This is a genomic window from Arthrobacter parietis (genome assembly GCF_039530425.1).
In the GTDB taxonomy this organism is placed as follows: Bacteria; Actinomycetota; Actinomycetes; order Actinomycetales; family Micrococcaceae; genus Arthrobacter_D; species Arthrobacter_D parietis.
Genome location: NZ_BAAAON010000002.1, coordinates 471,575 through 492,086, shown reverse-complemented (window position 1 = coordinate 492,086; position 20,512 = coordinate 471,575). Strand labels below are relative to the sequence as shown.

The following is a 20,512-nucleotide window of genomic DNA, read 5'->3' as shown; positions in this document are numbered from 1 at the left end:
AATGACTCAGCAGTTCTACGTTTCCCCCGAACAACTCATGAAGGACCGAGCCGATTTCGCGCGTAAGGGCATTGCACGCGGCCGGTCCGTCGTTGTTCTCAGCTGCAGGGAAGGCATCGCCCTGGTCGCCGAAAATCCCTCACCCTCGCTGCACAAGCTTGGCGAGATCTACGACCGCATAGCGTTTGCTGCCGTGGGCAAGTACAACGAGTTCGAGAGTCTTCGCCAGGCCGGCGTGCGGTATGCGGACGTGCGCGGCTATTCGTATGACCGCGAGGACGTGACCGCTCGCGGCCTTGCGAGCGTCTACGCGCAAAGCCTCGGTGCGGTCTTCACCGCTGAAAGCAAGCCGTTCGAGGTGGAGCTTGCGGTGGCGGAGGTCGGCGCGTCCAGTGCGCAGGACCACATCTATCGGTTGACCTTCGACGGTTCCATTGCCGATGAAACCGGCTTCATTGTGATGGGAGGTCAGGCTGACGCCGTCGTCGAAGCCCTCAAGGACCGCTGGAACGCTGACCAGAATTTCGGTGAAGGCATTCGTGCAGCAGTTGACTCCCTTCGCTATGACGGCGGGCCAAACTCCCAGCCCAGGGAGCATCCCGGTTCGAAAACCCTCGAGGTGGCGGTTCTGGACCGCAATCCACTGACAACGCGCGGCAGCGTCCGTGCCTTCCGCCGTATTAGCTCCCACGAGCTCGATGTCATGCTGACCCCGGACGGGGCGTCACTGTAATGGACCGCCGGATCTACGGAATTGAGACAGAGTTCGGCATTGCCTACTCCGGTCCCAACTCCCGGCCGCTCTCGCCGGAGGAAGTGGCTCGCTACCTCTTCCGCAAGGTAGTGAGCTGGGGCCGGTCCTCGAACGTTTTCCTGACCAATGGGTCACGTCTTTACCTGGACGTGGGCTCGCACCCTGAATATGCAACCGCCGAGTGCGACGACGTCGCGCAGCTCATCGCGCATGATCGCGCCGGCGAACTCATCCTCGAAGACCTGATTGCCGAGGCTCAGCGCAAGCTCAGCCAGGAGGGTTACGACGGCCGGGTCTACCTTTTCAAGAACAACACCGATTCCGCCGGCAACTCCTACGGATCCCATGAGAACTACCTCATACCGCGCAAGCTGGAATTTTCCCGTCTGTCCGACATCCTGATCCCGTTCCTCGTTACCCGCCAACTCCTCGTCGGAGCAGGCAAAGTTCTGAAGACGCAGTCAGGGTCGCTGTACGCTTTTTCACAGCGCGCCGATCACATCTGGGAAGGTGTGTCTTCAGCGACTACCCGCTCGAGGCCGATCATCAATACCCGGGACGAGCCGCATGCCGACGCCGAATATTACCGGCGCCTCCATGTCATCGCGGGTGATTCGAACATGTCGGAAACAACCACCCTGCTGAAAATCGCGTCCGTCGATCTGATCCTGCGCATGATTGAAGCCGGTGTCATCATGCGGGACTTCCGCCTGGAGAATCCCATTCGGAGCATCCGGGAGATCTCACACGACCTCACTGGCAAGCAGCCGTTGAAGCTGGCCAATGGGCGTCGTGTATCAGCACTGGACATCCAGCGGGAGTATCTGAATCGTGCACGCGCCTTCGTCGCCGCTGAGGGAGCGCATACTCCGCACCTTCCACGGGTTCTGGAACTGTGGGAGCGGACCTTGAACGCCGTTGAAACCGGCGACCACACGCTGGTCGATCGCGAGATCGACTGGGCGATCAAGAAGAAGCTCGTGGATCGCTACATGGAACGAAACAACCTCGACCTTGATTCAGCACGGATCGCCCAGCTCGACCTCACCTATCACGACATCTCGCGGTCGCGGGGCCTATTTTTCATGTTGCAGGCCCGCGGGGAGACTGAGCGCGTAGTGGACGACGTCGACATCAAGGCCGCGGTCGATATTCCGCCCCAAACCACCCGGGCTCGGCTGCGGGGCGAGTTCGTGCGCCGCGCGAAGGAAGCCAACCGCGATTTCACCGTCGACTGGGTGCACCTGAAGCTCAATGACCGGGCACAGCAGACCATCCTCTGCAAGGACCCGTTCGCCGCAGAAGACGAGCGCGTGAATGCTCTTCTGGAGCATCTCTAGGCCCTGTCCCGCTCACCGGAACGGGAGAAACTTTTCCACCCAACCCGTTAGGGTAGGTAAGTCCGGTGCCGAGAGGACGGCCGGCAGGATCGCGGAACCGCGTTCTCCATCCCACGTGAAAGAAATACTGTGCGCAAAGTATTAGCATTCCTGCTGCCCACGATGCTGTTCCTGACGGCATGCGGCGGAGCAAGCACACCCGCGGAGTTCGACCAGGACGGCAAGTCCGCCGGGGCAGTTGAGACCCTTGAATCGGTAGAGGTCACCGACGCCGGGCCGGACACCGCTCCGGAAGTTGAGTTTGACGCTCCGCTTGACATCACGGAACAAGGTGCTCGCGTCATGACCGAGGGGGACGGCGCGGCCCTCGAGGCGGGCCAGAACGTGAGCGTCCATGTTCTGTCTCTCAACCCTGAGGACGGGAGCCCGCTTCAGAACTCGTATGAGGCCGGGGCGCCCCAGACCCTACCGCTGGATGAAGAGCTTCAGGAAGTCTATCCGCCGCTATATGAAGTCCTCCTTGGATCCAAGGTGGGCTCCCACGTAGCCTTTGCAATACCTGCGGAAGAAGAAGTGCCCCAGTCCCAGGATGTGCTCTTGATGCTGCAGGTAATCAGTGCCGAGAACCCTCCTCAGAAGCTCTCCTCTGAGGAAGTTGCCGAGCTTGAGGAAGCCGGACAGCTGCCTACTGTGACGCTTAACGACGAGGGTGTTCCCTCGATCGAATTCCCGGACAACGAAGCCCCAGCAGACCTCGTCGTCAAGGTCATCGAAGAGGGAACCGGCGAAGAGGTTACGGAAGCGGACACTATCGCAGCCAATTACACCGGATGGTCCTGGCAGGGCGAGCAGTTCGATTCCAGCTTCGATCGCGGTGAACCCTCCGAGTTCCCGCTCAGCGGTGTCATCCCCGGGTGGACCCAGGGACTGTCCGGCCTGAAGGTCGGCGCCAAGGTCCTGCTCGTGATTCCGTCCGACATGGCGTACGGTGATCAGCCGGCGCAGGGACCGGCCGGACCGCTCGCTTTCTATGTCGAAATAGTCGAAAAAGTATCCGCAGAGTAAGAGGAGTTTCTATGTCTTTCGGACAGCGTGAATATGACCGCACCAAGCCAGAGGTCGATTTCCCCGGCGAGGACCTTCCGGCGGACCTCATCATCAAGGACCTGATCGAAGGAACAGGCCGTGAAGCGGAAGTGGGGGATACCGTCTCCGCGCACTACGTCGGCGTCGCATTCTCCACCGGGGAGGAGTTCGACTCCTCCTGGAACCGCGGTACGCCGTTGGACTTCCGTATCGGAGTGGGTCAGGTCATCCAGGGTTGGGACCAGGGTATTGCGGGCATGAAGGTCGGCGGACGGCGCCGGCTGGAGATCCCGCCGCATCTCGCGTACGGCGATAGCGGCGCAGGCTCAGCCATTGCACCCGGAGAGTCACTGATCTTCATCGTGGACCTGATGGGCGTCCGGTAACGGACCGAAACGCGGGCGGGCAGCAACACCGAATGGTGTGGCTGCCCGCCCTTCGTCGTTGAACCTCTTCGGGAAGGTATTCTTGCCACCGTGTCAGCGAAACGAACGGAGCGCCTGCTCACCTTGGTGATGATGCTCCTATCCACCCGTCAGGGATGGACCAAGGAGGACCTGTTCCGTGAGATCGAACAGTATGAACAGGCGCCCACGCCCGCTGCCCGGGAGAAGCTCTTCGACCGGGACAAAGCCACGCTGAGGGAACAGGGCATCCCGCTTGAGGCATTCACTGAAAATCCTCTGTTCGACAATGACAATGCGTCCATCCGCTATCGGATCAACGCTGAAGATTACCGCCTCCCAGGGATGAGTTTCACTGCCGCTGAGTCCGCGGCCCTCACCATCGCGGCGGGTATGTGGGAGGAAGCCTCGCTGGGTGCGGCGGCATCACGCGCGCTACGAAAGTTGCAGGGCAGGGGAGTAGGCACGGAGACGGTCTCTCCGTCTCCGATCAATGCCCGTATCCAAACGAACGAACCGTTCTGGGACGCGCTTTGGCAAGCCACCACAGGACGCCGAGTGATTCTGTTCGGGTACAGGGCGGCAAGTACCGGGGAGGAGCGGGAGCGCAGGGTGCAGCCGTGGGGAATGGGGAGCCGGTTCGGACACTGGTATCTGGTTGGCTTTGATCTCGACCGGGAGGCAGAGCGCTGGTTCCGCCTTACCCGCATGACCACGCCCCCCGCAACACTGGGCGGTACTTACAGCGTTCCGGCCGGCTTTTCCATGTCCGCTTCGCTCGCAACACTCAAGGCCGAGAATCCTGGCCGACGGGCGACCGTCGCAATCCGGACGGGAACCTGCCATCTCCTCCGGGCGCGGCCCGGCGCACGCTCAACCCTGCACGGTGATGGGTGGGACATCCTGACATTTCCTTACTCAGATGAAGCAACAGCGGCAGGTGTGATCGCGTCCTTCGGAGCGAACGCTGAAGCGCTCTCCCCGGAACCGCTGGTTGCGGAAGTACGACGCCTGCTGACCGGTGCGGCGCGTGCGCTGCGGGACACGCCGCCGTCGTTCTCTCTGGAAGGAAACTTCACGGCACAACCTGCCTCCCGGCCAACCGCTTCCACCGAGGACCGGGTGTTACGGCTGCTCGACCTGGTGCCCTATCTGCTCAACAACCCAGGAGTGGAGGTGGCCGAAGCGGCCCGCGCCTTCAGCATCACCCCGGCTCAGCTGATCAAGGATGTGGAGTTGCTCTTCGTGAGCGGTCCGCGCTTCTACCCGGACGGCCTGATAGACATCCAGCTCGAGGACGGCCGAATTTATATCAGCGACCCCCAGTCGCTGGGCGATCCCATCCGCTTCGGCCTTGATGAAGTCTGCGCACTCCTGGTGGGACTGGATACCCTGATCAACCTCCCTGGCCTGCCCGATCACTCAGCGGTCCGCTCGGCACGGGAAAAGCTCCGCGCGGGTGCAGGGGAGGCAGGGCGCATGAATGACTCGATCGCCACGAGGATCACGGAAGACGAGGTTGCTCCTGTCCTTGCCGCGGTGCGTGCCGGAATCGAGCAGCGGAGACAGTTGCACCTGCGCTACGTCGTACCTGCCCGTGACGAGGTGACCGAGAGGTTCGTGGAGCCTCTCAGCGCGTTCCTCCACGAGGATGCCTGGTACCTGGATGCCTGGTGTCACAGCGCCGGCGGCCGTCGCAACTTTCGGCTTGACCGCATCCAGCGGGTGGAACTGACCGAACTGCCGAGCACACAGAGGGCGGAGACTCCATCCGTGATCTTCGACCGGTCAGTCGCAGATCATAAGGTTGTGCTTATCCTGGGCCCAAGCGCGCAGTGGATCGCGCAATCCTATGCGGCTGAGCGAACAGCGAAGACTGACGATGGCAGGCTTGTCGCGGAAATCAGTGTCGGCACCACCGCCTGGCTACCCGGTCTGGTGGCGAGCCTTGGAGGTGAGTGCAGCGTGGCATCCCCGCAAAAGGAGCGGGAACATGCCCTCAGCTTCATTGACGCAGCGCTGGCCGTTCGAGCACCGCGCACCGCCACCTAGACTTGACCCTATGGAATGGTGGACGTGGATTCTTCTGTGGCTCGCGCTAGCCGCGCTGTCGCTTCTCTTTCTGGGTTTCCTCGCTTGGCGCCTCTTCCGTGGCTTCACCGCACTCATGGAGGAAGCAGGGCGAGCCTCGGAGCTCCTGGCGCCTGATTTCGGCACTGCCGAGCGGACTGCTGAGGAGCGGCGGGTGCCCCTCGCCGTTTTTGCAGCTCCTGCTGTGGTCCGCACCCAGAATGCTGTTGCCTCCAGGACCCGCAAGTGGCAGCGGTTGGAGCGAAGAGTACGGCGGCGCTCACTTCACGGGCAGCCTCAGCTCCTGCGTGACTTACCGCACCTATGACCTAGACTTGAATTCAGACTCACCGAGAGGACATTCGTCATGCAGATCCAGGGTTGGCACATCCTTATCATCATCGTTATCGCGATCCTGCTGTTTGGCGCGCCCAAACTCCCCGGTCTGGCGCGCAGCGTCGGCCAGTCGCTCCGTATCTTCAAGTCGGAAGTCCGGCAGATGAAGGAAGAAAACGGTTCCACCGACCCTGATGATTCCGCGCCGGTAGAAGGACGGGTAATGGATCAGCCCCGCCGCGATGAAGCGCCGCGGAGCACCGATCCCCAGCACGGCTCCACCCGCTCCTCGGGACCGGGCAGCTCGTCTTCAACCAGCTGAGCAGGATGCCGAGGGTAAAAGGGCGCAAATCGAACCCCGAGGGGAGGATGGCGCTCAAAGAACATCTGATCGAGGCGCGCAACCGGCTTTTCAAGTCCGCCATCGCGCTCGTCGTGGGGACCGTCGTCGGATTCTTCATTTACAACCCGGTGCTCGAAGCCCTCGCTGAGCCGGTACGGAACATCAATGAGATTGACGGAAGAAATGCGGCGCTGAATTTCGACGGCGTCGGGTCCCCTTTTGACCTGATGATTCAGATCTCGGTCTTCCTCGGTCTCGTGATCGCCAGCCCCGTCTGGCTCTACCAGCTGTGGGCATTCATCACGCCGGGTCTGCGCGTCAAGGAACGGCGCGTCGCGCTCGGTTTCATCGCCGTTGCCGTTCCACTGTTCATTGGAGGCCTTTCCCTGGCCTGGCTGATCCTGCCGGGTGCGGTGCGGGTACTGACAGACTTCACACCGGAAGGTTTCGCGAACCTCATTTCGGTTCCTGTGTACATAACCTTCCTCCTGCGGCTGATGCTCGCTTTCGGTATTGCCTTCCTCCTGCCCGTGGTGCTCTTCGGACTCAACCTCGTGGGTGTCATCAAAGGCAAGCAAGTGTTGAAATCCTGGCGCGTCACCGTGTTCCTTATCTGCCTGTTCGCGGCGATGGCGGCACCAGGCGGAGATGCCATGAGCATGTTCTACCTGGCGGTACCGTTGCTGCTGCTGTTTTTCGTGGCAGTCGCGCTCTGCCTGGTTAATGACAAACGCCGTGATAAACGAAACGCTGCGAGGGACGCTGACATTGAGGCCAATGCAGATAGCGCCTCAAGGATCGACGGGCTCTGAGCCCGGCTCAATTGCAGGAGCCGCGACCCTGCAGAGCTTAGGCTTGAACCATGACCTCCCCAGCCGAGCGGTACCAGGCAGCGCAGGCACGCAACCGGTACGAGAAAACCCGGCTTCACCAGTTTGAACAGACCCTCGGTTTTGAGCTCGACGAGTTCCAACGCGAATCGTGCACGTCACTTGAAGCGGGCAGGGGAGTCCTCGTAGCCGCGCCCACAGGCGCAGGAAAGACAGTAGTCGGGGAATTCGCCATCTACATGGCGCTCAAGGACCACCTCAAGGCGTTCTACACCACCCCCATCAAAGCGCTCAGCAATCAGAAGTACGCGGAGCTTGCCGCGGTCCATGGAGCAGACCGCGTAGGCCTGCTCACCGGTGACACGAGTATCAACTCTGAAGCCCCCGTCGTCGTGATGACTACCGAAGTTCTTCGCAACATGCTGTATGCGGACTCGGATACCCTCGCCGGCCTCGGATATGTCGTCATGGATGAGGTGCACTACCTGGCTGACCGGTTCCGCGGCGCTGTGTGGGAAGAGGTGATCATCCACCTGCCAACCGAGGTCAAGGTTGTTTCCCTGAGTGCAACGGTGTCCAACGCGGAGGAATTCGGGGCCTGGTTGGATACCGTGCGGGGAGACACCGATGTGGTGGTGTCCGAGCACCGGCCCGTACCGCTCTGGCAGCACGTGATGGTCGGTCATGATCTGCTCGACCTCTTCGCAGGGGAAGTCGCCTTCGACGAGGCAGCGGCCGAGGGATCCTCAACCGGCGCGGAAGAAAAATTCGCCGTGAATCCGGAGCTGCTAAACCTGGCCACCACCGAAACCCGATTGAATCAAAGGGCCCGCTGGGGGGCGGGAGGCTCCAAGCGTGGGCGGGGCAACACGAACCGTTACCAGCAGCCACAGACTGCTGTACGACGGGCAAGCCGCCCCCAGGTGATTTCTGCCCTTGACAGGGAAGGTCTTCTGCCGGCGATCACCTTCATTTTCTCGCGCAATGGCTGCGAGGGAGCAGTTACACAGTGCCTCGATGCCGGGCTATGGCTCACCACGGAATACGAGCGCGGCGTCATCAGTGAGCGGGTCGAGGAAGCAACCCTCGACATCCCGGAGGAGGATCTGGAGATACTTGGGTTCTGGTCCTGGCGTGAAGGGCTGATCCGCGGGTTTGCCGCGCATCACGCGGGGATGCTGCCTACCTTCAAGGAAGTAGTGGAGAAGCTTTTCGAAGAGGGACTGGTCAAAGCCGTTTTCGCTACCGAGACCCTGGCTCTCGGAGTGAATATGCCGGCCAGGTCGGTGGTGCTCGAGAAACTCGACAAGTTCAACGGGGAAGCCCACGTGAACATCACGGCGGGAGAGTACACGCAGCTTACCGGCCGGGCTGGCCGTCGGGGAATCGACGTGGAGGGTCACGCCGTCGTGCTCTGGCAGTCGGGGACAGATCCCGGGGCGGTCGCCGGTCTCGCCTCGCGCCGGACCTACCCGCTGAACTCCAGCTTCCGGCCAACCTACAATATGAGCATCAACCTTGTCTCGCAGTTCGGACAGTACCGGACGCGGGAGATTCTTGAGACCTCGTTCGCCCAGTTTCAGGCTGACCGCTCGGTGGTGGGCCTGGCTCGTCAGGTCCGCACACGCGAGGAATCCCTCAAGGGCTACGCGGAGGCGATGACGTGCCACCTCGGTGACTTCTCCGAGTACTCCTCGATCCGCCGGGAACTGTCCGATCTCGAGGCTGCCGCATCCAGGGCGGGCAGCCGGAACCGGCGAAGCGCCGCTGCCGCCTCTCTTGAAGGACTGCGCCCAGGCGACGTCGTCGATATTCCTGCCGGTCGGATCGCGGGCTATGCGGTCGTGCTGTCTGCTGACGCAACGCGGGATCCCCGCCCTACCGTTCTCACCATGGAAAAACACGTTCGCCGGCTGTCGGTACAGGACCTCGACGGGCCGGTGGCGGTTCTTTCGCGGATCAGGGTTCCGAAACAGTTCGACGCGCGAAAGCCGAAGGACCGCCGGGACCTCGCTGCCTCTCTCAGGAACTCCCTGAACGACCGGCGCCCGCCCGCCACCAGAGCGCCGGTTGAGTTCCCAGCGACCGGTACCGAGCGTCAGGAAAAGGCGATTGCTGAGCTCCGCCGCCGGCTCAGGGCGCATCCCTGCCATGGCTGCAGCGACCGCGAGAACCACGCCCGGTGGGCCGAACGATGGTGGAAGCTGCGCCGGGAGACAGACCGCCTGGTCCAACAGATCCAGGGCCGCACAAACACCATCGCGAAAACGTTCGACCGGGTTTCCGAAGTACTGCTTGAGTATGGCTACCTTCAGGAAGACGCCGATCAGGGCCTGTCCACCACACCTGCAGGTCAGAAGCTGCGCCGCATCTATGGCGAAAAGGATTTGCTGATCGCGCTGTCCCTGGAGCACGGCGGATTCGACGACCTCGATGCGGCGGAGCTCGCTGCGTTTGCGTCGGCGCTCGTCTACCAGGCTAAACGGGAGGAACGCGGACTTCGTCCACGGATGCCGTCAATCTCCCTTGAGACGTCGATCGACGTCGTTATCCGCCAGTGGTCACGCCTGACGGATATGGAGGAGCAGTACCGTCTGTCGGTCACGAGTGAACCTGACTTCGGCCTGGTGTGGCCGATCTACAAGTGGGCGCGAGGAAAGGGGCTCCAAAGCGCCCTGCAGGGTACCGATCTCGCGGCCGGGGACTTCGTCCGGTGGACCAAGCAGATCATCGACCTCATCGACCAATTGGCCAAAGTACCGGATCTGCCCCCCGGTTTCCGCCGCCTATGCATCAGTTCGATCGACCTGATCCGCCGCGGCGTCGTCGCCTACTCCGCCGTTACCGAATAGCCTGCCGGCTCATCTCACTGAAAGTTGCACGCCCGTGTCTGTAAATGATCGAAAGCCCATTCTTTACCGCAACGGTTCCGTCTATAGCGCAGCCGATCCGTTCGCAACTGCGATGCTGGTTACCGGCGATACGGTGGCCTGGGTCGGGTCTGAACATGCGGCGGCGTCACTGGCGGACAGCAGCATGGTGATAATTGACCTGCAGGGAGCGCTCATAGCCCCCGGCTTCGTCGATTCACACTTCCACACCACCGAGACCGGTCTGGCGCTGACCTCCCTTGACCTCACGGAGGTCAACAGCCTGGGTGAGCTGCTGGAGCTCGTTGCCGGCGCTGCCGCAAGTATCCCGGGAACCATCATGGGAAACGGCTGGGATGAATCGAGGTGGTCCGAGCGACGTCCGCCTACAGCGGCAGAACTCGACAACGCCTCCGGAGGCAGAGACGTTTACCTTGTCCGGGCTGACGTTCATTCCGCCGTCGTATCCGCGTCCCTGGCACAGCGGCTTGCCCTCCACACACATTCGGGATGGGACAACGGGTTTGTTGTGCGGGAGGCGCACCTCGCCGCACGGACCGCCGTCCGCAGCCCCGGCGCAGCTGAGCGGACAACCCTACAGCGAACCGCGCTGGATAATGCGGCCGCCAACGGGATCGTTACGGTCGTCGAGATGGCTGCGCCCCACATAGCCCCGCGGGAGGACGTCCTTTCGCTGCTATCCCTTGACGGAGCGCATCCTGAGGTTCTTGCCTATTGGGGGCAGGCAGTGACTTCCGAAGAGGAGCTCCGCTCAGTGCTCGCTGGTTTCGATGGTCGGGTACTGGGCCTGGGCGGGGACCTCAACGTGGACGGCTCGATCGGTTCCCATACGGCGCGCATGCGCGTCCCCTACGCTGACGCGCCGCACTCCAGCGGAACCGCCTTCATGCACGCCGACGACGTCGCTTCCCACCTCGGTGCGGCCACCGCTGCCGGCAGGCAGGCCGGTTTCCATGTCATCGGCGACGAGGGACTCGATACGGTGATCGCCGGGCTTGAGAAGGCCGCTGCGGTCCACGGAATCGAGAAGGTGCGAGCCGCACGGCATCGACTTGAGCACGTCGAGATGGCCGATGACGAGTCCATCCGCAGCCTCGTCCATTTCGGCGCTATTGTCAGCGCCCAATCCGGTTTTGACGCTCTGTGGGGAGCTCCGGGAGGCCTGTACGAACAGCGTCTCGGCCGTGACCGCTATGTGCCGATGAATCGGGTCGGGAGTCTGTTGAGTCAGGGCGTGCCTGTGTGCCTCGGTTCAGATTCACCGGTCACCAGAATGTCACCGTGGCAATCTGTCCGGGCATGCATGACCCACGCCAGCCCAGAGGAGAGAATTTCGGCGCGTGCGGCTTTCATCGCTCACACGCGCGCAGGATGGCGCGCGGTGGGTGCCGAAAACCCCCTGCTGGGCCAACTGGTCCCCGGGGCTCCGGCTTCCTACGCGGTATGGGAGGTGGACGAACTCATGGTCCAGACACCGGACAGCAGAGTACAGTCCTGGAGCACTGACCCGAGGGCAGGGACGCCCTTGCTTCCCGCGCTGGATACCGGCAGTGAGCCTCGTTGCCTTGAGACCGTGCATCACGGTCGTCAGCTCTTCACTCGCGGCGGGCTGGACGCACGGTGAAGACCGACAAATGCCAAACCGGCGATCTCACCGGGCGTGACGCTGACCTGCAGAAACATATAAATTAGCAGGTCAGAGCGCTGTTGACACTCTCACTACAGGCCGTAAGCTTTTAGATCTACGGGTTGAGATCCGGCATTCCGGACAGACCTGACCGAGCCACCGCACACCGTGGACGCCGAAGGGGACGAAAGACGCGAACGTCGCGGATTTTCTTCGTGGTGGAAGGCTTGGTAATCACAACGGGTAGGTTTGCACGTCAGTAGAAAACAGCGCCGATCAATTGATCACTGCTGGCCCGAAGGCGTGTGAACCTACCCGTAACCACCATTTCCCCGTAGCCACATGTCGAGGATGCGCTCCGCGCATCGGCCTATACTGGGAAGCCGGTCCGGATTCTTCGGCTGTTGCGCCCTGCGCACAGGCCCATCGAAAGGTTCATGAGTGCGCGTTGTCACCATTATTCCTACCTACAACGAGCGCCAGTCCCTTCCGCTGACTCTTGACCGGCTACGAGCCGCAGTTCCGGATTCGGACGTCCTGGTAGTGGATGACAACAGCCCGGACGGCACAGGAGCAGTCGCGGACAGGATCGCCGCCAAGGACCCCGCAGTGCATGTCCTGCACCGGCACGGCAAAGATGGGTTGGGGGCTGCCTACATCGCCGGCTTCCGCTGGGCGCTCGAGCGCGGCTATGACGTCCTCGTCGAGATGGACGCTGACGGTTCCCACCAACCGGAACAACTACCTGCGTTGATTGATGCTGTTGCGCGCGCCCACCTGGTCATCGGGTCCCGTTGGGTTCCTGGCGGATCGGTTGTCAACTGGCCGCTCCACCGCAAGCTGCTATCCAGGGCAGGCAGCCTCTACTCACGTACCATGCTGGGGCTGACGGTCCGCGACATCACAGCCGGTTACCGGGCTTTCCGCAGAGAGACCCTCGAAAGCATCGATCTGGCTACGGTGGATTCTGTCGGCTATGGGTTCCAGGTGGACATGACGTTCAGGGTAGCCAAATGTGGGCTCCGCATTGTTGAGGTGCCCATCACGTTCGTGGAACGAGAGTACGGAGACTCCAAGATGAGCGGCAATATCGTCTTTGAGGCCATTGCCAACGTCACCCGCTGGGGCATTGCAGCGCGGTGGTCGGTTCTGGCCGGGCACCTATCCGGCAGACCGTAGCCACCGGGAGGCAGTCCCGCGCCCAACATCCAGCGCAGCAGAAGCAGGCCTTTTGGAATACAAGAGAAGCCCGGGAACTTGGTGAAGTTCCCGGGCTTCTCAGGTACCGACGAATCAGGCGGAGCGGCGCTCCCCGCGGCGCTCCCGAAGGATGTTCAGGCGATCCTCGAGAATCTGCTCCAGCTCCTCCATGGAACGGCGCTCCAGAAGCATGTCCCAGTGGGTACGAACGGGCTTGTCTCCGGAGGTGTCGGGACGCTCACCATCCACAAGCAGCGCTTCCTTGCCGGTCTTGGAAACCCATACCGGAGGAATTTCCGCTTCAGCGGCGAAGGTCACGAAGACACGTTCGCCGTCCTCGCAACGGTACTCAACACGCTGGCGGGGTGCCGGCTCAACGCCGGACTCAGTCTCCATGCTCTGGGCGCCAAGGCGCATACCCCGCAGGCTACGGTCGCTCATCTTTTCTCCCTAAACTACGTATGGCATCCTGGACTCCCAGATGCCTCTGCCGCACTCCCTTCGGGAGCACAGCACAACGACTTCGACGCCGTGTTACCACAGGTATAACGTCACTCAACCGCCGTCTGTTCCCGGCGGCACTCTCCTTCGGCAAACACTCCACTATACCGACGCTTCTGGAATAGCCCAATTCGATCGGCCAGCCAGCGAACGGCATGATCTCAGCGGAGGAACCTCAGGAGCGGGAGTTGTCCTCTGCAGGAAGGGAAGACCCGGAGTCCTCCATTTCACCGCGCTCCTGCGCGCCCAGTACATTTCCAATTCCCTTGAGTGCTTCCCCTACTTCGCTCGGGATGATCCACAACTTGTTTGAATTGCCCTGAGCGAGCTTCGGAAGTGTCTGCAGGTATTGGTAAGCGAGCAGTTTCTGGGTCGGGTTGCCCTTGTGGATGGCGTCGAAGACTTTCTGAATGGCTTGCGACTCACCGTCAGCCCTCAGAATGGCAGCCTTTGCATCACCTTCTGCAGCCAGGATTGCGGCCTGCCGTTGGCCCTCTGCTGTGAGGATCTGTGACTGCTTGGTGCCTTCGGCAGTAAGGATGGCAGCACGGCGATCGCGTTCTGCACGCATCTGCTTCTCCATCGAGTCCTGGATGGAGTGCGGGGGATCGATCGCCTTCAGTTCCACGCGAGAGACCCGGATACCCCACCGTCCGGTGGCTTCATCAAGAACTCCCCGGAGTTGACCGTTGATCTGGTCCCGTGAGGTCAGCGCTTCCTCAAGATTCAGCCCGCCGACGACATTCCTGAGCGTGGTGGTGGTCAGTTGTTCCACAGCCTGAATGTAATTGGCGATCTCATAGGTTGCAGCCCGCGCGTCCGTCACCTGGAAGTAGACCACTGTGTCGATGGATACGACGAGGTTGTCTTCGGTGATGACGGGTTGTGGGGGGAACGAGACGACTTGTTCGCGCAGGTCGAGGAGCGGAAGCAGTCGATCGACAAACGGAATCAGGATTGTCAGCCCGGGCAGAAGTGTCCGCTGGTATTTTCCGAGCCGTTCGACGACACCGGCGCGAGCCTGCGGAATGATCCGCACGGATTTCACCAGGATGATCAGGACAAAAACGATCAGAACAATCAGAACAATGGTGAGTCCGATTGCGCCTGAATCTGTGAACATGGTTCCCCTTGTTGTGTGAATGGTGCAGGTCCCGTCTCACGACGGGATGATCGGTCCGCTTTCCGCCTGTTGTGTGCCGACGACGACGGCAGTTGCCCCATCGATCCGGGAGACGGTGGCGCGACTCCCGGCGGGCAACGAAGAGCCGTCGGAGGTCCGCGCGGTCCAGGTGTCACCGCCGATCTTGACTGTGCCGGTCACCCCGGTCACCGGTTCCAAGGCGAGGGCTTGCTCACCGATCAGTCGGTCGATATTACTGAGCTGCTCGGCTGAGCCGCTCTTGAGGTGCCGGAGGGCCACCGGCCGAACGAGCAGCACCATCAGGAGGGAGACGACGCAAAAGAGCACGACCTGGATGAAGAAGCTTGCTCCTGCCAGCGCTCCCACCAGTCCGGCAAGGGCTCCCGTTGCCAGCATGAGGAAGAACAGGTCGAGAGTCAGCGTCTCAACCGCGGCCAGGCCGAGCACAAGCACGAGCCATAGTATCCAGGTGTTCTGAACCAGCCAGTCAAGCATCAGTCTTCCCCTCCCTGACGGCACTGCGGCTCTGCAATACGCCCGGAGTGCCTACCAACCATCATGCCAAACCCGCGGAGCGAAATATATAGCCCCGGCGGAATATCCCTGCGCGACATATCCTGACCGGCTAGCTTGTGTGCGCGCGCTTTTGGAAGACCTGAACGGTGAAGGCCGCGGTGACGTCCGAAGTGGGAGGAAGGGAGTCGACGTCGATGCGCAGGGTGTGGTGGCCTGCCGGGCCCATGGCCGCAACATTGCGCACATCGATGGGGGAGAGGCGCATCCCGAACTCCACCCTCCTGACTTCAATCACATCGAAGAATTCCGCCATCGAGGTGGCCACCTCTGTGGCCTTTCCAGGACGGATGCCGAGGAGCCCCGCAAGCTCTGCAATTTCCCGGAGATGGTGTGGCAGCGGAGTGACCACCAGCGCGACCGCCCGGTCGCTGCAAACCCGAGCGAACTCAGGTACATTCCGTGGAGCGAAGATGTTGAGGAGGAGGTCTACGCGCTGATCAGCGACCGGCAGGGGTCTCCAGACGTCACACACCAGGCAGAGTGCATCCGGTAGCTCTTTTGCTGACCGCCTCAACGCATACTTCGAGATGTCCAGCGCGACCGACGCGGAGACGGACACCCTTTCCTGAAGCGCCTTGAGGTAGTAACCGGTCCCCGCTCCGACATCGAGGACCAGGGGCAGGTTCCCGGCGAAACTCTCGGCGGCCGAGGAGACCGCGTTCGCCAGCGGCTGGAAATGCCCGCCCCCGAGGAAGTCGACACGGGCCTGCACCATCGCTGCGGTATCTGATTCGAACTCGGTTCCCCGTCCGGTCAGCAGATTGAAGTAGCCCTGCCGTGCCGCGTCGAAGCGGTGGCCCCGCGGACAACGCAGGAAGCGTGCCGCGCCGTCGTCCATCTTCTTCCCGTGCTGACCGGCGGAATTCACCGTCAACGGATCCCGACAGACCGGACAGAGGAGCAGAGATTCCGGGTAAGTCGGCACCCCACCATCGTAGGTGGACCCCTGCCCATTTTGAGTGTCGGCGCCTCGGAGGCATAGTCTCGGAATGTGAAACCAAACACACTCAATCTTCTTCATTCAGTGAGCGCACCCTCGCTCCACCCGGACACCCAACGCTGCGTAGTCTCCGTAACCCGGCCGGACTACGACGCCGACGCCTATGTCGGTCAGCTATGGGAGGTGCCGCTGGAGAATGGTTCTCCCCGCCGCCTCACCCGCGGCTTTCGGGACAGCTCACCCAAATACTCGCCCGACGGCGCCGCGCTCGCTTTCCTGCGGACATCCGCTGGCGGCAAGCCCCAGGTTTTCCTTACGGACAGCAGGGGAGGGGAGCCGCGGCAGTTGACCGACCGACCTCTCGGCGTGTCCGGGTTTGAATGGTCGCCCGACTCCCGACGGCTGGTGCTGTCCGCTCGCGTGCCCGAAGACGGCCGGTACGGCACGGTGGAGGGAGTGTCCGGCGGGCAGGAGAATCCACGGCTCATCGACGGCTTCAAATACCAGATGAATGGTGCCGGCTACATCGCGGATAAGCGGTCACAGCTTTTTCTCCTGGATGTTCCGCCGTTGGGTGAGGAGCCGTTTGTGAAGCCCGTCGGGCGGGCGGCACGCTCTGGTAAGGAGGACGCGCCGTCAGCTTACACCGAGCCGAAGCAGCTCACCGATGCGGATGCCGACCACTCGGAGCCGACTTTCTCCGCTGACGGCTCGCGCATCCTGTTCAGCGCAGCCCTGGAGCCGGACTCCGCAACCAACCTGCGTTCGGACATCTATTCCATTGCGCTGGATGGTTCCGACATGCAGCGGCTGAGCAACTTCACCGACGAACTCGTCAGCTGCGGTAACCCGGTTCACAGCGAGGATGGCCAGTGGCTCTTCTACCTCGGCAGCTCGCTGTCAACGAGCGGCGTCGACTTCGTGGCGCGTAATACCGCCCTGTACATTGCGCCGGTCGAGGATCCGGCTCAGGTGCGCGTATTGACGGATCCGGAAGTGCTCGACCTCGGGGAAGTCGGCGAAGTTGTCCAGGCTGGAGCGGACAGCGTCCTTGTCTTCAACCGCAGCCGCGGCGCCGGAGATCTGCGCCGTGTGAATTCGCAGGGTGCAATCCAAACGGTGGCGGACGGTGAATACATCGTGACGGGCGCCGCAAGCCGTGATGGCATCATCGTCGTCACCTACACGGACCCTGGCACCATGGGAGACGTTGCGAGGATCGACGGCAAGACGCTGACACGGCTGACCGACTTCTCGGCTGCCTTGCGCAGCGAGACAACAGTCGTCGAACCGCAGGAGGAGACGTTCACTGCGCCGGACGGCTATCCCGTGCACGGCTGGGTGCTGGTGCCGGAGGGCGAGGGCCCGCATCCCGTTCTCCTCAACATCCACGGCGGGCCCTATGCCCAGTACGGCTGGGGCTACTTCGACGAGGCGCAGGTGTTTCTCGAGGCAGGGTACGCGGTTCTCATGTGCAACCCCCGCGGCGCAGCCGGTTACGGTCAGGAACACGGCCGCGTGATCAAGGAAGCGATGGGCACGGTGGACATGCAGGACGTCCTCGCGTTCCTTGAGGGCGCTGTGGCGAAGTATGACGGGCTGGACGGAGACCGGCTGGGTGTGATGGGCGGCTCCTATGGCGGTTACCTGACAGCCTGGCTGATTGCGAACGACCACCGTTTCCAGGGCGCCATCGTTGAACGGGGCTTCCTCGACCCTGAGTCCTTCATCGGCTCGTCGGACATCGGCTGGTTCTTCTCCGAGGCTTACACCGGCGCGGACCCCGAGAAGGTCCGGGCGCAGAGTCCGTATGCGCACGTCGACAAGGTTCGGACCCCCACCTTCGTTATCCACTCGGAGGAGGATCTGCGCTGTCCGCTCGAGCAGGCGCAGCGTTACTATACCGCTCTGAAGCGCCACGGAGTGGAGACCGAAATGCTGATTTTCCCGGGGGAGACGCACGAACTGTCGCGCTCCGGCACACCGTGGCACCGGCGACAGCGGTTCGAGCACATCCTGCGGTGGTGGGCTGACAAGTTGCCGAGCAAGAAGAATCAGCCGGCTTGACCCTGCGCGCATCTGCGGTGAAGGTGCCTAGAAGTTGAGTGAGCGTTGGGCCAGTTCGATTCCGGGCTGCGCCCAGCGCTCACTGTAAGCTGCGCTGCTGACAAGCGATCGCGTGTTGGCCTTGTCGATATAAATGGCACCGTTCAGGTGATCGGTTTCGTGCTGGACGATGCGGGCGGGCCAGCCCGTGAACTGCCGGGTTACATTCTTGCCTTCGGGCGTCAGGTATTCGAGCTGTACCGATCGACTCCGTGCAACCACGGCCTGCCAACCGCTGAAGGACAGGCAGCCTTCAAAAAACGACGACGTCTCCCGGCCGATGGGCGTGTACATCGGGTTGATCACTGCAAAGTAGGGCAGCAGCGGCCGTTCACGGAGTTCGGCAACCTCGACGGGCTGGGGAATGACATCTTCGATGACCGCGAGGCGCAACGGTATTCCCAATTGCGGTGCTGCCAGTCCGACGCCCGGTGCGTCCTGCATGGCCTTGCGCATAACGGCGAGAAGTCCGGCCAGCTCTGAATCATCGAGCTGACCGTCGAACGGGGCGGCGGGGTTCCGCAGCACCGGATCACCCAGTTGGACGATCGGCGGCTGGTCCTGCGCGATAACACGGTGCACCAGCGCCCGGATACTTTCGGGAGAGTGGAAGTTCATCAGTCCATCCTAGGTTCGCCGCCTGGCATGGATGATCCCCTCGGCACACTGTAGAAGGCCAACAGGATGGCGACGGCGTTGATTGCTGCAAGCACAAGAAAAGCGCGTGAGTAGCTTCCCAATAGAGCGGCGAGGCCGGCGCCTGCCCACGGACCGAGTGCCGTGGCGAGGGTGATGGGTGAGGCGACGAGAGCCGTCAACCGGCCGTAATGGGCCGGGCCCCAGCGATCCGGAACAGCAGTCGCGTGCAGGAGGGTGAAGATTCCGCGTGCAACACCGGCTGCGAGAGCGATCAACAGTGCGGCGGTGAGGGTCTCAGTTAGGCCCAGCAGCGCCGTCGTCAGCGTTGTTCCCAGTAGCACCAGTGCTGTCCGGAGACGAAGCGGAAGCCGTTCGAAGAGGCTGTAGCCCAGGCGGCCGAGAACCTGGCCGACGCCGCCTATTCCCAGCGCCGTGGCCGCCAGCGAGGTGCTGATCCCGCGCTCGGTCAGTAGCGGAACCAGATTGACGACGGCGGCGAAGGACGCGAGGGCGGCCAGACTGACAGCCGCTACGAGGGCCAGAAACGGCACGCTCCTGGCGATTTCGTCGGGCTGCCCGTGCGCAATCTCGGGTAGCCCGGGGTGGGACCGGTGCGGCTCCCACGGCCGGCGAAGCCCGAAAAAATGCGCCGGAACGGTGACGATGAAAAGCACGAGCGCGAGGATCAGGTAGGTGGAGCGCCAACCGACGCCGGCTGAAATGACGGCAGTCAACGGCGCAAAGACCGTGCTGGCCAGTCCGCCCACGATTGTCAGAATGGTCAGCGCGCGGGTGCGCCCAACGCTCCACCAACGCGTTACAGCGGCGAACGCCGGTGGGTACAGGACCATGCCCATGGCTGCGCCGGTCAGCACCCAGCCAGCGAAGAACATCGGGAGGTTGGCGGCCAGGGCGACCATGCACAGCGCGGGCGCGGCGATGAAAGACCCTGCAGTCATCACGGCCCGAGGTCCACTGCGGTCCAGAATTCGACCGACAACCAGTCCCGTGAGCGCCGAACACACCAGTCCGGTCGAGAACGCACCGTTGACAACAGGGAGCGTCCAGCCGGTGGTCGAACTGATCTGTCCGGCAAGAACAGGGAAGGCGTAGAAGAGAATGCCCCAACTGGTGATTTCGGTCAGACATAAAACGATCAGCACATTCCGCCGTGAGACGCCTGGCCTGCCCCTTCCAGACCCCTCCCGCGAAGTGCCGATAATCGACATTATGTCAACTAAAGGATCGGATTCCCTGCCCCTACTGCTGCGGCTGGCCGGCGACGTTGATCAGCCAGGCAACACCGAACTTGTCGGTGCACATACCGAAGTGGTCACCCCAAGGAGCAACTTCGAGGGGAACAGTCACAGTCCCTTCTCCAGCCAGGCGGTCCCAATAACCGCGCAGCTCATTTTCGTCCTCGCCGCTGAGGGAAATCGAAAACGTATTGCCGGGTGTGTAGTCCATGCTGTTGGGCGTGTCAGCTGCCATCAGCACCATTCCGTTGTCCGCGGTCAGCATTCCGTGCATGATCTTGTCCAGCTCGCTTTCGTCCTCGCTGGCTTGGAAATCACCAAACGTGCTGAGGGTAAGTTCACCGCCGAAGACTGATTGGTAGTACGTCATCGCTTCCCGGGCGGTATCGCGGAAGCCCAGGTAAGGATTCAGGCGGGTGCTCATATCGGTCTCCTCGTGTCGCATCACCGGGGCGACCGGTGCCTCTCG

At 62.2% G+C, this 20,512-nt stretch carries 19 protein-coding genes; 12 read left to right on the top strand and 7 right to left on the bottom strand.

Translation table 11 applies throughout. From position 1 onward, the window contains the following. Position 1: 1 nt before the first annotated feature. From prcA to ABFX19_RS10425, 11 genes are all read left to right on the top strand, one after another. The gene (prcA, locus tag ABFX19_RS10475) at positions 2–733 is read left to right on the top strand and encodes a proteasome subunit alpha (RefSeq protein WP_277357130.1); all 732 of its coding nucleotides are present in this window, start codon (positions 2–4) and stop codon (positions 731–733) included. Continuing rightward, positions 733–2,094 (top strand): Pup--protein ligase, encoded by a 1,362-nt coding sequence (gene pafA / locus ABFX19_RS10470; protein ID WP_277357129.1) that lies wholly within the window; start codon positions 733–735, stop codon positions 2,092–2,094. The genes prcA and pafA overlap by 1 nt, the downstream gene beginning before the upstream one ends. Positions 2,095–2,223: 129 nt before the next feature. Then, positions 2,224–3,159: an FKBP-type peptidyl-prolyl cis-trans isomerase gene (locus ABFX19_RS10465; protein WP_277357128.1), complete on the top strand. Its 936-nt coding sequence runs from the start codon at positions 2,224–2,226 to the stop codon at positions 3,157–3,159. Between the two features lie 11 nt (positions 3,160–3,170). After that, positions 3,171–3,566 carry an FKBP-type peptidyl-prolyl cis-trans isomerase gene (locus ABFX19_RS10460; RefSeq protein ID WP_277357127.1) on the top strand — a complete coding sequence of 132 codons (396 nt, stop codon included), beginning with the start codon at positions 3,171–3,173 and terminating at the stop codon, positions 3,564–3,566. A gap of 90 nt (positions 3,567–3,656) precedes the next feature. Beyond that, positions 3,657–5,636, top strand: a complete 1,980-nt coding sequence (locus ABFX19_RS10455; RefSeq protein ID WP_277357126.1) for a helix-turn-helix transcriptional regulator — start codon at positions 3,657–3,659, stop codon at positions 5,634–5,636. Between the two features lie 10 nt (positions 5,637–5,646). Next, entirely contained in the window at positions 5,647–5,982 is a 336-nt protein-coding gene (locus ABFX19_RS10450; protein WP_277357125.1) for a hypothetical protein, read from the top strand. A gap of 39 nt (positions 5,983–6,021) precedes the next feature. Next, positions 6,022–6,312: a Sec-independent protein translocase subunit TatA gene (tatA, locus tag ABFX19_RS10445; protein WP_277357124.1), complete on the top strand. Its 291-nt coding sequence runs from the start codon at positions 6,022–6,024 to the stop codon at positions 6,310–6,312. Between the two features lie 47 nt (positions 6,313–6,359). Beyond that, on the top strand, positions 6,360–7,145 hold the full coding sequence (tatC, locus tag ABFX19_RS10440; protein ID WP_235563322.1) for a twin-arginine translocase subunit TatC: 786 nt from the start codon (positions 6,360–6,362) through the stop codon (positions 7,143–7,145). A gap of 50 nt (positions 7,146–7,195) precedes the next feature. Beyond that, positions 7,196–10,015 (top strand): DEAD/DEAH box helicase, encoded by a 2,820-nt coding sequence (locus ABFX19_RS10435; protein ID WP_277357123.1) that lies wholly within the window; start codon positions 7,196–7,198, stop codon positions 10,013–10,015. 34 nt (positions 10,016–10,049) lie between these two features. After that, positions 10,050–11,678 carry an amidohydrolase gene (locus tag ABFX19_RS10430; protein ID WP_277357122.1) on the top strand — a complete coding sequence of 543 codons (1,629 nt, stop codon included), beginning with the start codon at positions 10,050–10,052 and terminating at the stop codon, positions 11,676–11,678. A 444-nt stretch (positions 11,679–12,122) separates the two neighbouring features. Beyond that, positions 12,123–12,860, top strand: coding sequence for a polyprenol monophosphomannose synthase (locus ABFX19_RS10425; RefSeq protein ID WP_277357121.1), 738 nt, complete (start codon positions 12,123–12,125; stop codon positions 12,858–12,860). 114 nt (positions 12,861–12,974) lie between these two features. On the opposite strand, the gene ABFX19_RS10420 is transcribed toward ABFX19_RS10425, so the two are convergent. From ABFX19_RS10420 to ABFX19_RS10405, 4 genes are all read right to left on the bottom strand, one after another. Then, positions 12,975–13,322, bottom strand: a complete 348-nt coding sequence (locus ABFX19_RS10420; protein WP_056549551.1) for an RNA polymerase-binding protein RbpA — start codon at positions 13,320–13,322, stop codon at positions 12,975–12,977. A 235-nt stretch (positions 13,323–13,557) separates the two neighbouring features. Further along, positions 13,558–14,505, bottom strand: a complete 948-nt coding sequence (locus ABFX19_RS10415; RefSeq protein ID WP_056549550.1) for an SPFH domain-containing protein — start codon at positions 14,503–14,505, stop codon at positions 13,558–13,560. Between the two features lie 36 nt (positions 14,506–14,541). Further along, positions 14,542–15,021 carry an NfeD family protein gene (locus tag ABFX19_RS10410; RefSeq protein WP_277357120.1) on the bottom strand — a complete coding sequence of 160 codons (480 nt, stop codon included), beginning with the start codon at positions 15,019–15,021 and terminating at the stop codon, positions 14,542–14,544. A 130-nt stretch (positions 15,022–15,151) separates the two neighbouring features. Further along, positions 15,152–16,027, bottom strand: coding sequence for a putative RNA methyltransferase (locus ABFX19_RS10405; protein ID WP_277357119.1), 876 nt, complete (start codon positions 16,025–16,027; stop codon positions 15,152–15,154). A gap of 66 nt (positions 16,028–16,093) precedes the next feature. On the opposite strand from ABFX19_RS10405, the gene ABFX19_RS10400 reads away from it, so the two are divergent. Further along, positions 16,094–18,109 (top strand): S9 family peptidase, encoded by a 2,016-nt coding sequence (locus ABFX19_RS10400; RefSeq protein WP_346028264.1) that lies wholly within the window; start codon positions 16,094–16,096, stop codon positions 18,107–18,109. A gap of 27 nt (positions 18,110–18,136) precedes the next feature. Here the strand turns inward: ABFX19_RS10400 and ABFX19_RS10395 are convergent, their stop codons facing one another. From ABFX19_RS10395 to ABFX19_RS10385, 3 genes are all read right to left on the bottom strand, one after another. Beyond that, positions 18,137–18,766 (bottom strand): peptide deformylase, encoded by a 630-nt coding sequence (locus tag ABFX19_RS10395; RefSeq protein WP_277357117.1) that lies wholly within the window; start codon positions 18,764–18,766, stop codon positions 18,137–18,139. Continuing rightward, entirely contained in the window at positions 18,766–19,950 is a 1,185-nt protein-coding gene (locus tag ABFX19_RS10390) for an MFS transporter (RefSeq protein ID WP_346028263.1), read from the bottom strand. Before ABFX19_RS10390 ends, ABFX19_RS10395 begins: the two co-directional genes overlap by 1 nt. Before the next feature lie 97 nt (positions 19,951–20,047). Beyond that, positions 20,048–20,467 carry a VOC family protein gene (locus tag ABFX19_RS10385; protein WP_277357115.1) on the bottom strand — a complete coding sequence of 140 codons (420 nt, stop codon included), beginning with the start codon at positions 20,465–20,467 and terminating at the stop codon, positions 20,048–20,050. Positions 20,468–20,512: the final 45 nt, after the last annotated feature.

Bases quoted from the DNA above. Each gene is read 5' to 3' on its own strand.
- tatA (WP_277357124.1), top strand. From the start codon at position 6,022: ATGCAGATCCAGGGTTGGCACATCCTTATCATCATCGTTATCGCGATC.
- ABFX19_RS10395 (WP_277357117.1), bottom strand. From the start codon at position 18,766: ATGAACTTCCACTCTCCCGAAAGTATCCGGGCGCTGGTGCACCGTGTT.
- ABFX19_RS10415 (WP_056549550.1), bottom strand. From the start codon at position 14,505: ATGTTCACAGATTCAGGCGCAATCGGACTCACCATTGTTCTGATTGTT.
- ABFX19_RS10450 (WP_277357125.1), top strand. From the start codon at position 5,647: ATGGAATGGTGGACGTGGATTCTTCTGTGGCTCGCGCTAGCCGCGCTG.
- ABFX19_RS10435 (WP_277357123.1), top strand. From the start codon at position 7,196: ATGACCTCCCCAGCCGAGCGGTACCAGGCAGCGCAGGCACGCAACCGG.
- ABFX19_RS10420 (WP_056549551.1), bottom strand. From the start codon at position 13,322: ATGAGCGACCGTAGCCTGCGGGGTATGCGCCTTGGCGCCCAGAGCATG.
- pafA (WP_277357129.1), top strand. From the start codon at position 733: ATGGACCGCCGGATCTACGGAATTGAGACAGAGTTCGGCATTGCCTAC.
- ABFX19_RS10410 (WP_277357120.1), bottom strand. From the start codon at position 15,021: ATGCTTGACTGGCTGGTTCAGAACACCTGGATACTATGGCTCGTGCTT.
- tatC (WP_235563322.1), top strand. From the start codon at position 6,360: ATGGCGCTCAAAGAACATCTGATCGAGGCGCGCAACCGGCTTTTCAAG.
- ABFX19_RS10385 (WP_277357115.1), bottom strand. From the start codon at position 20,467: ATGAGCACCCGCCTGAATCCTTACCTGGGCTTCCGCGATACCGCCCGG.
- prcA (WP_277357130.1), top strand. From the start codon at position 2: ATGACTCAGCAGTTCTACGTTTCCCCCGAACAACTCATGAAGGACCGA.
- ABFX19_RS10460 (WP_277357127.1), top strand. From the start codon at position 3,171: ATGTCTTTCGGACAGCGTGAATATGACCGCACCAAGCCAGAGGTCGAT.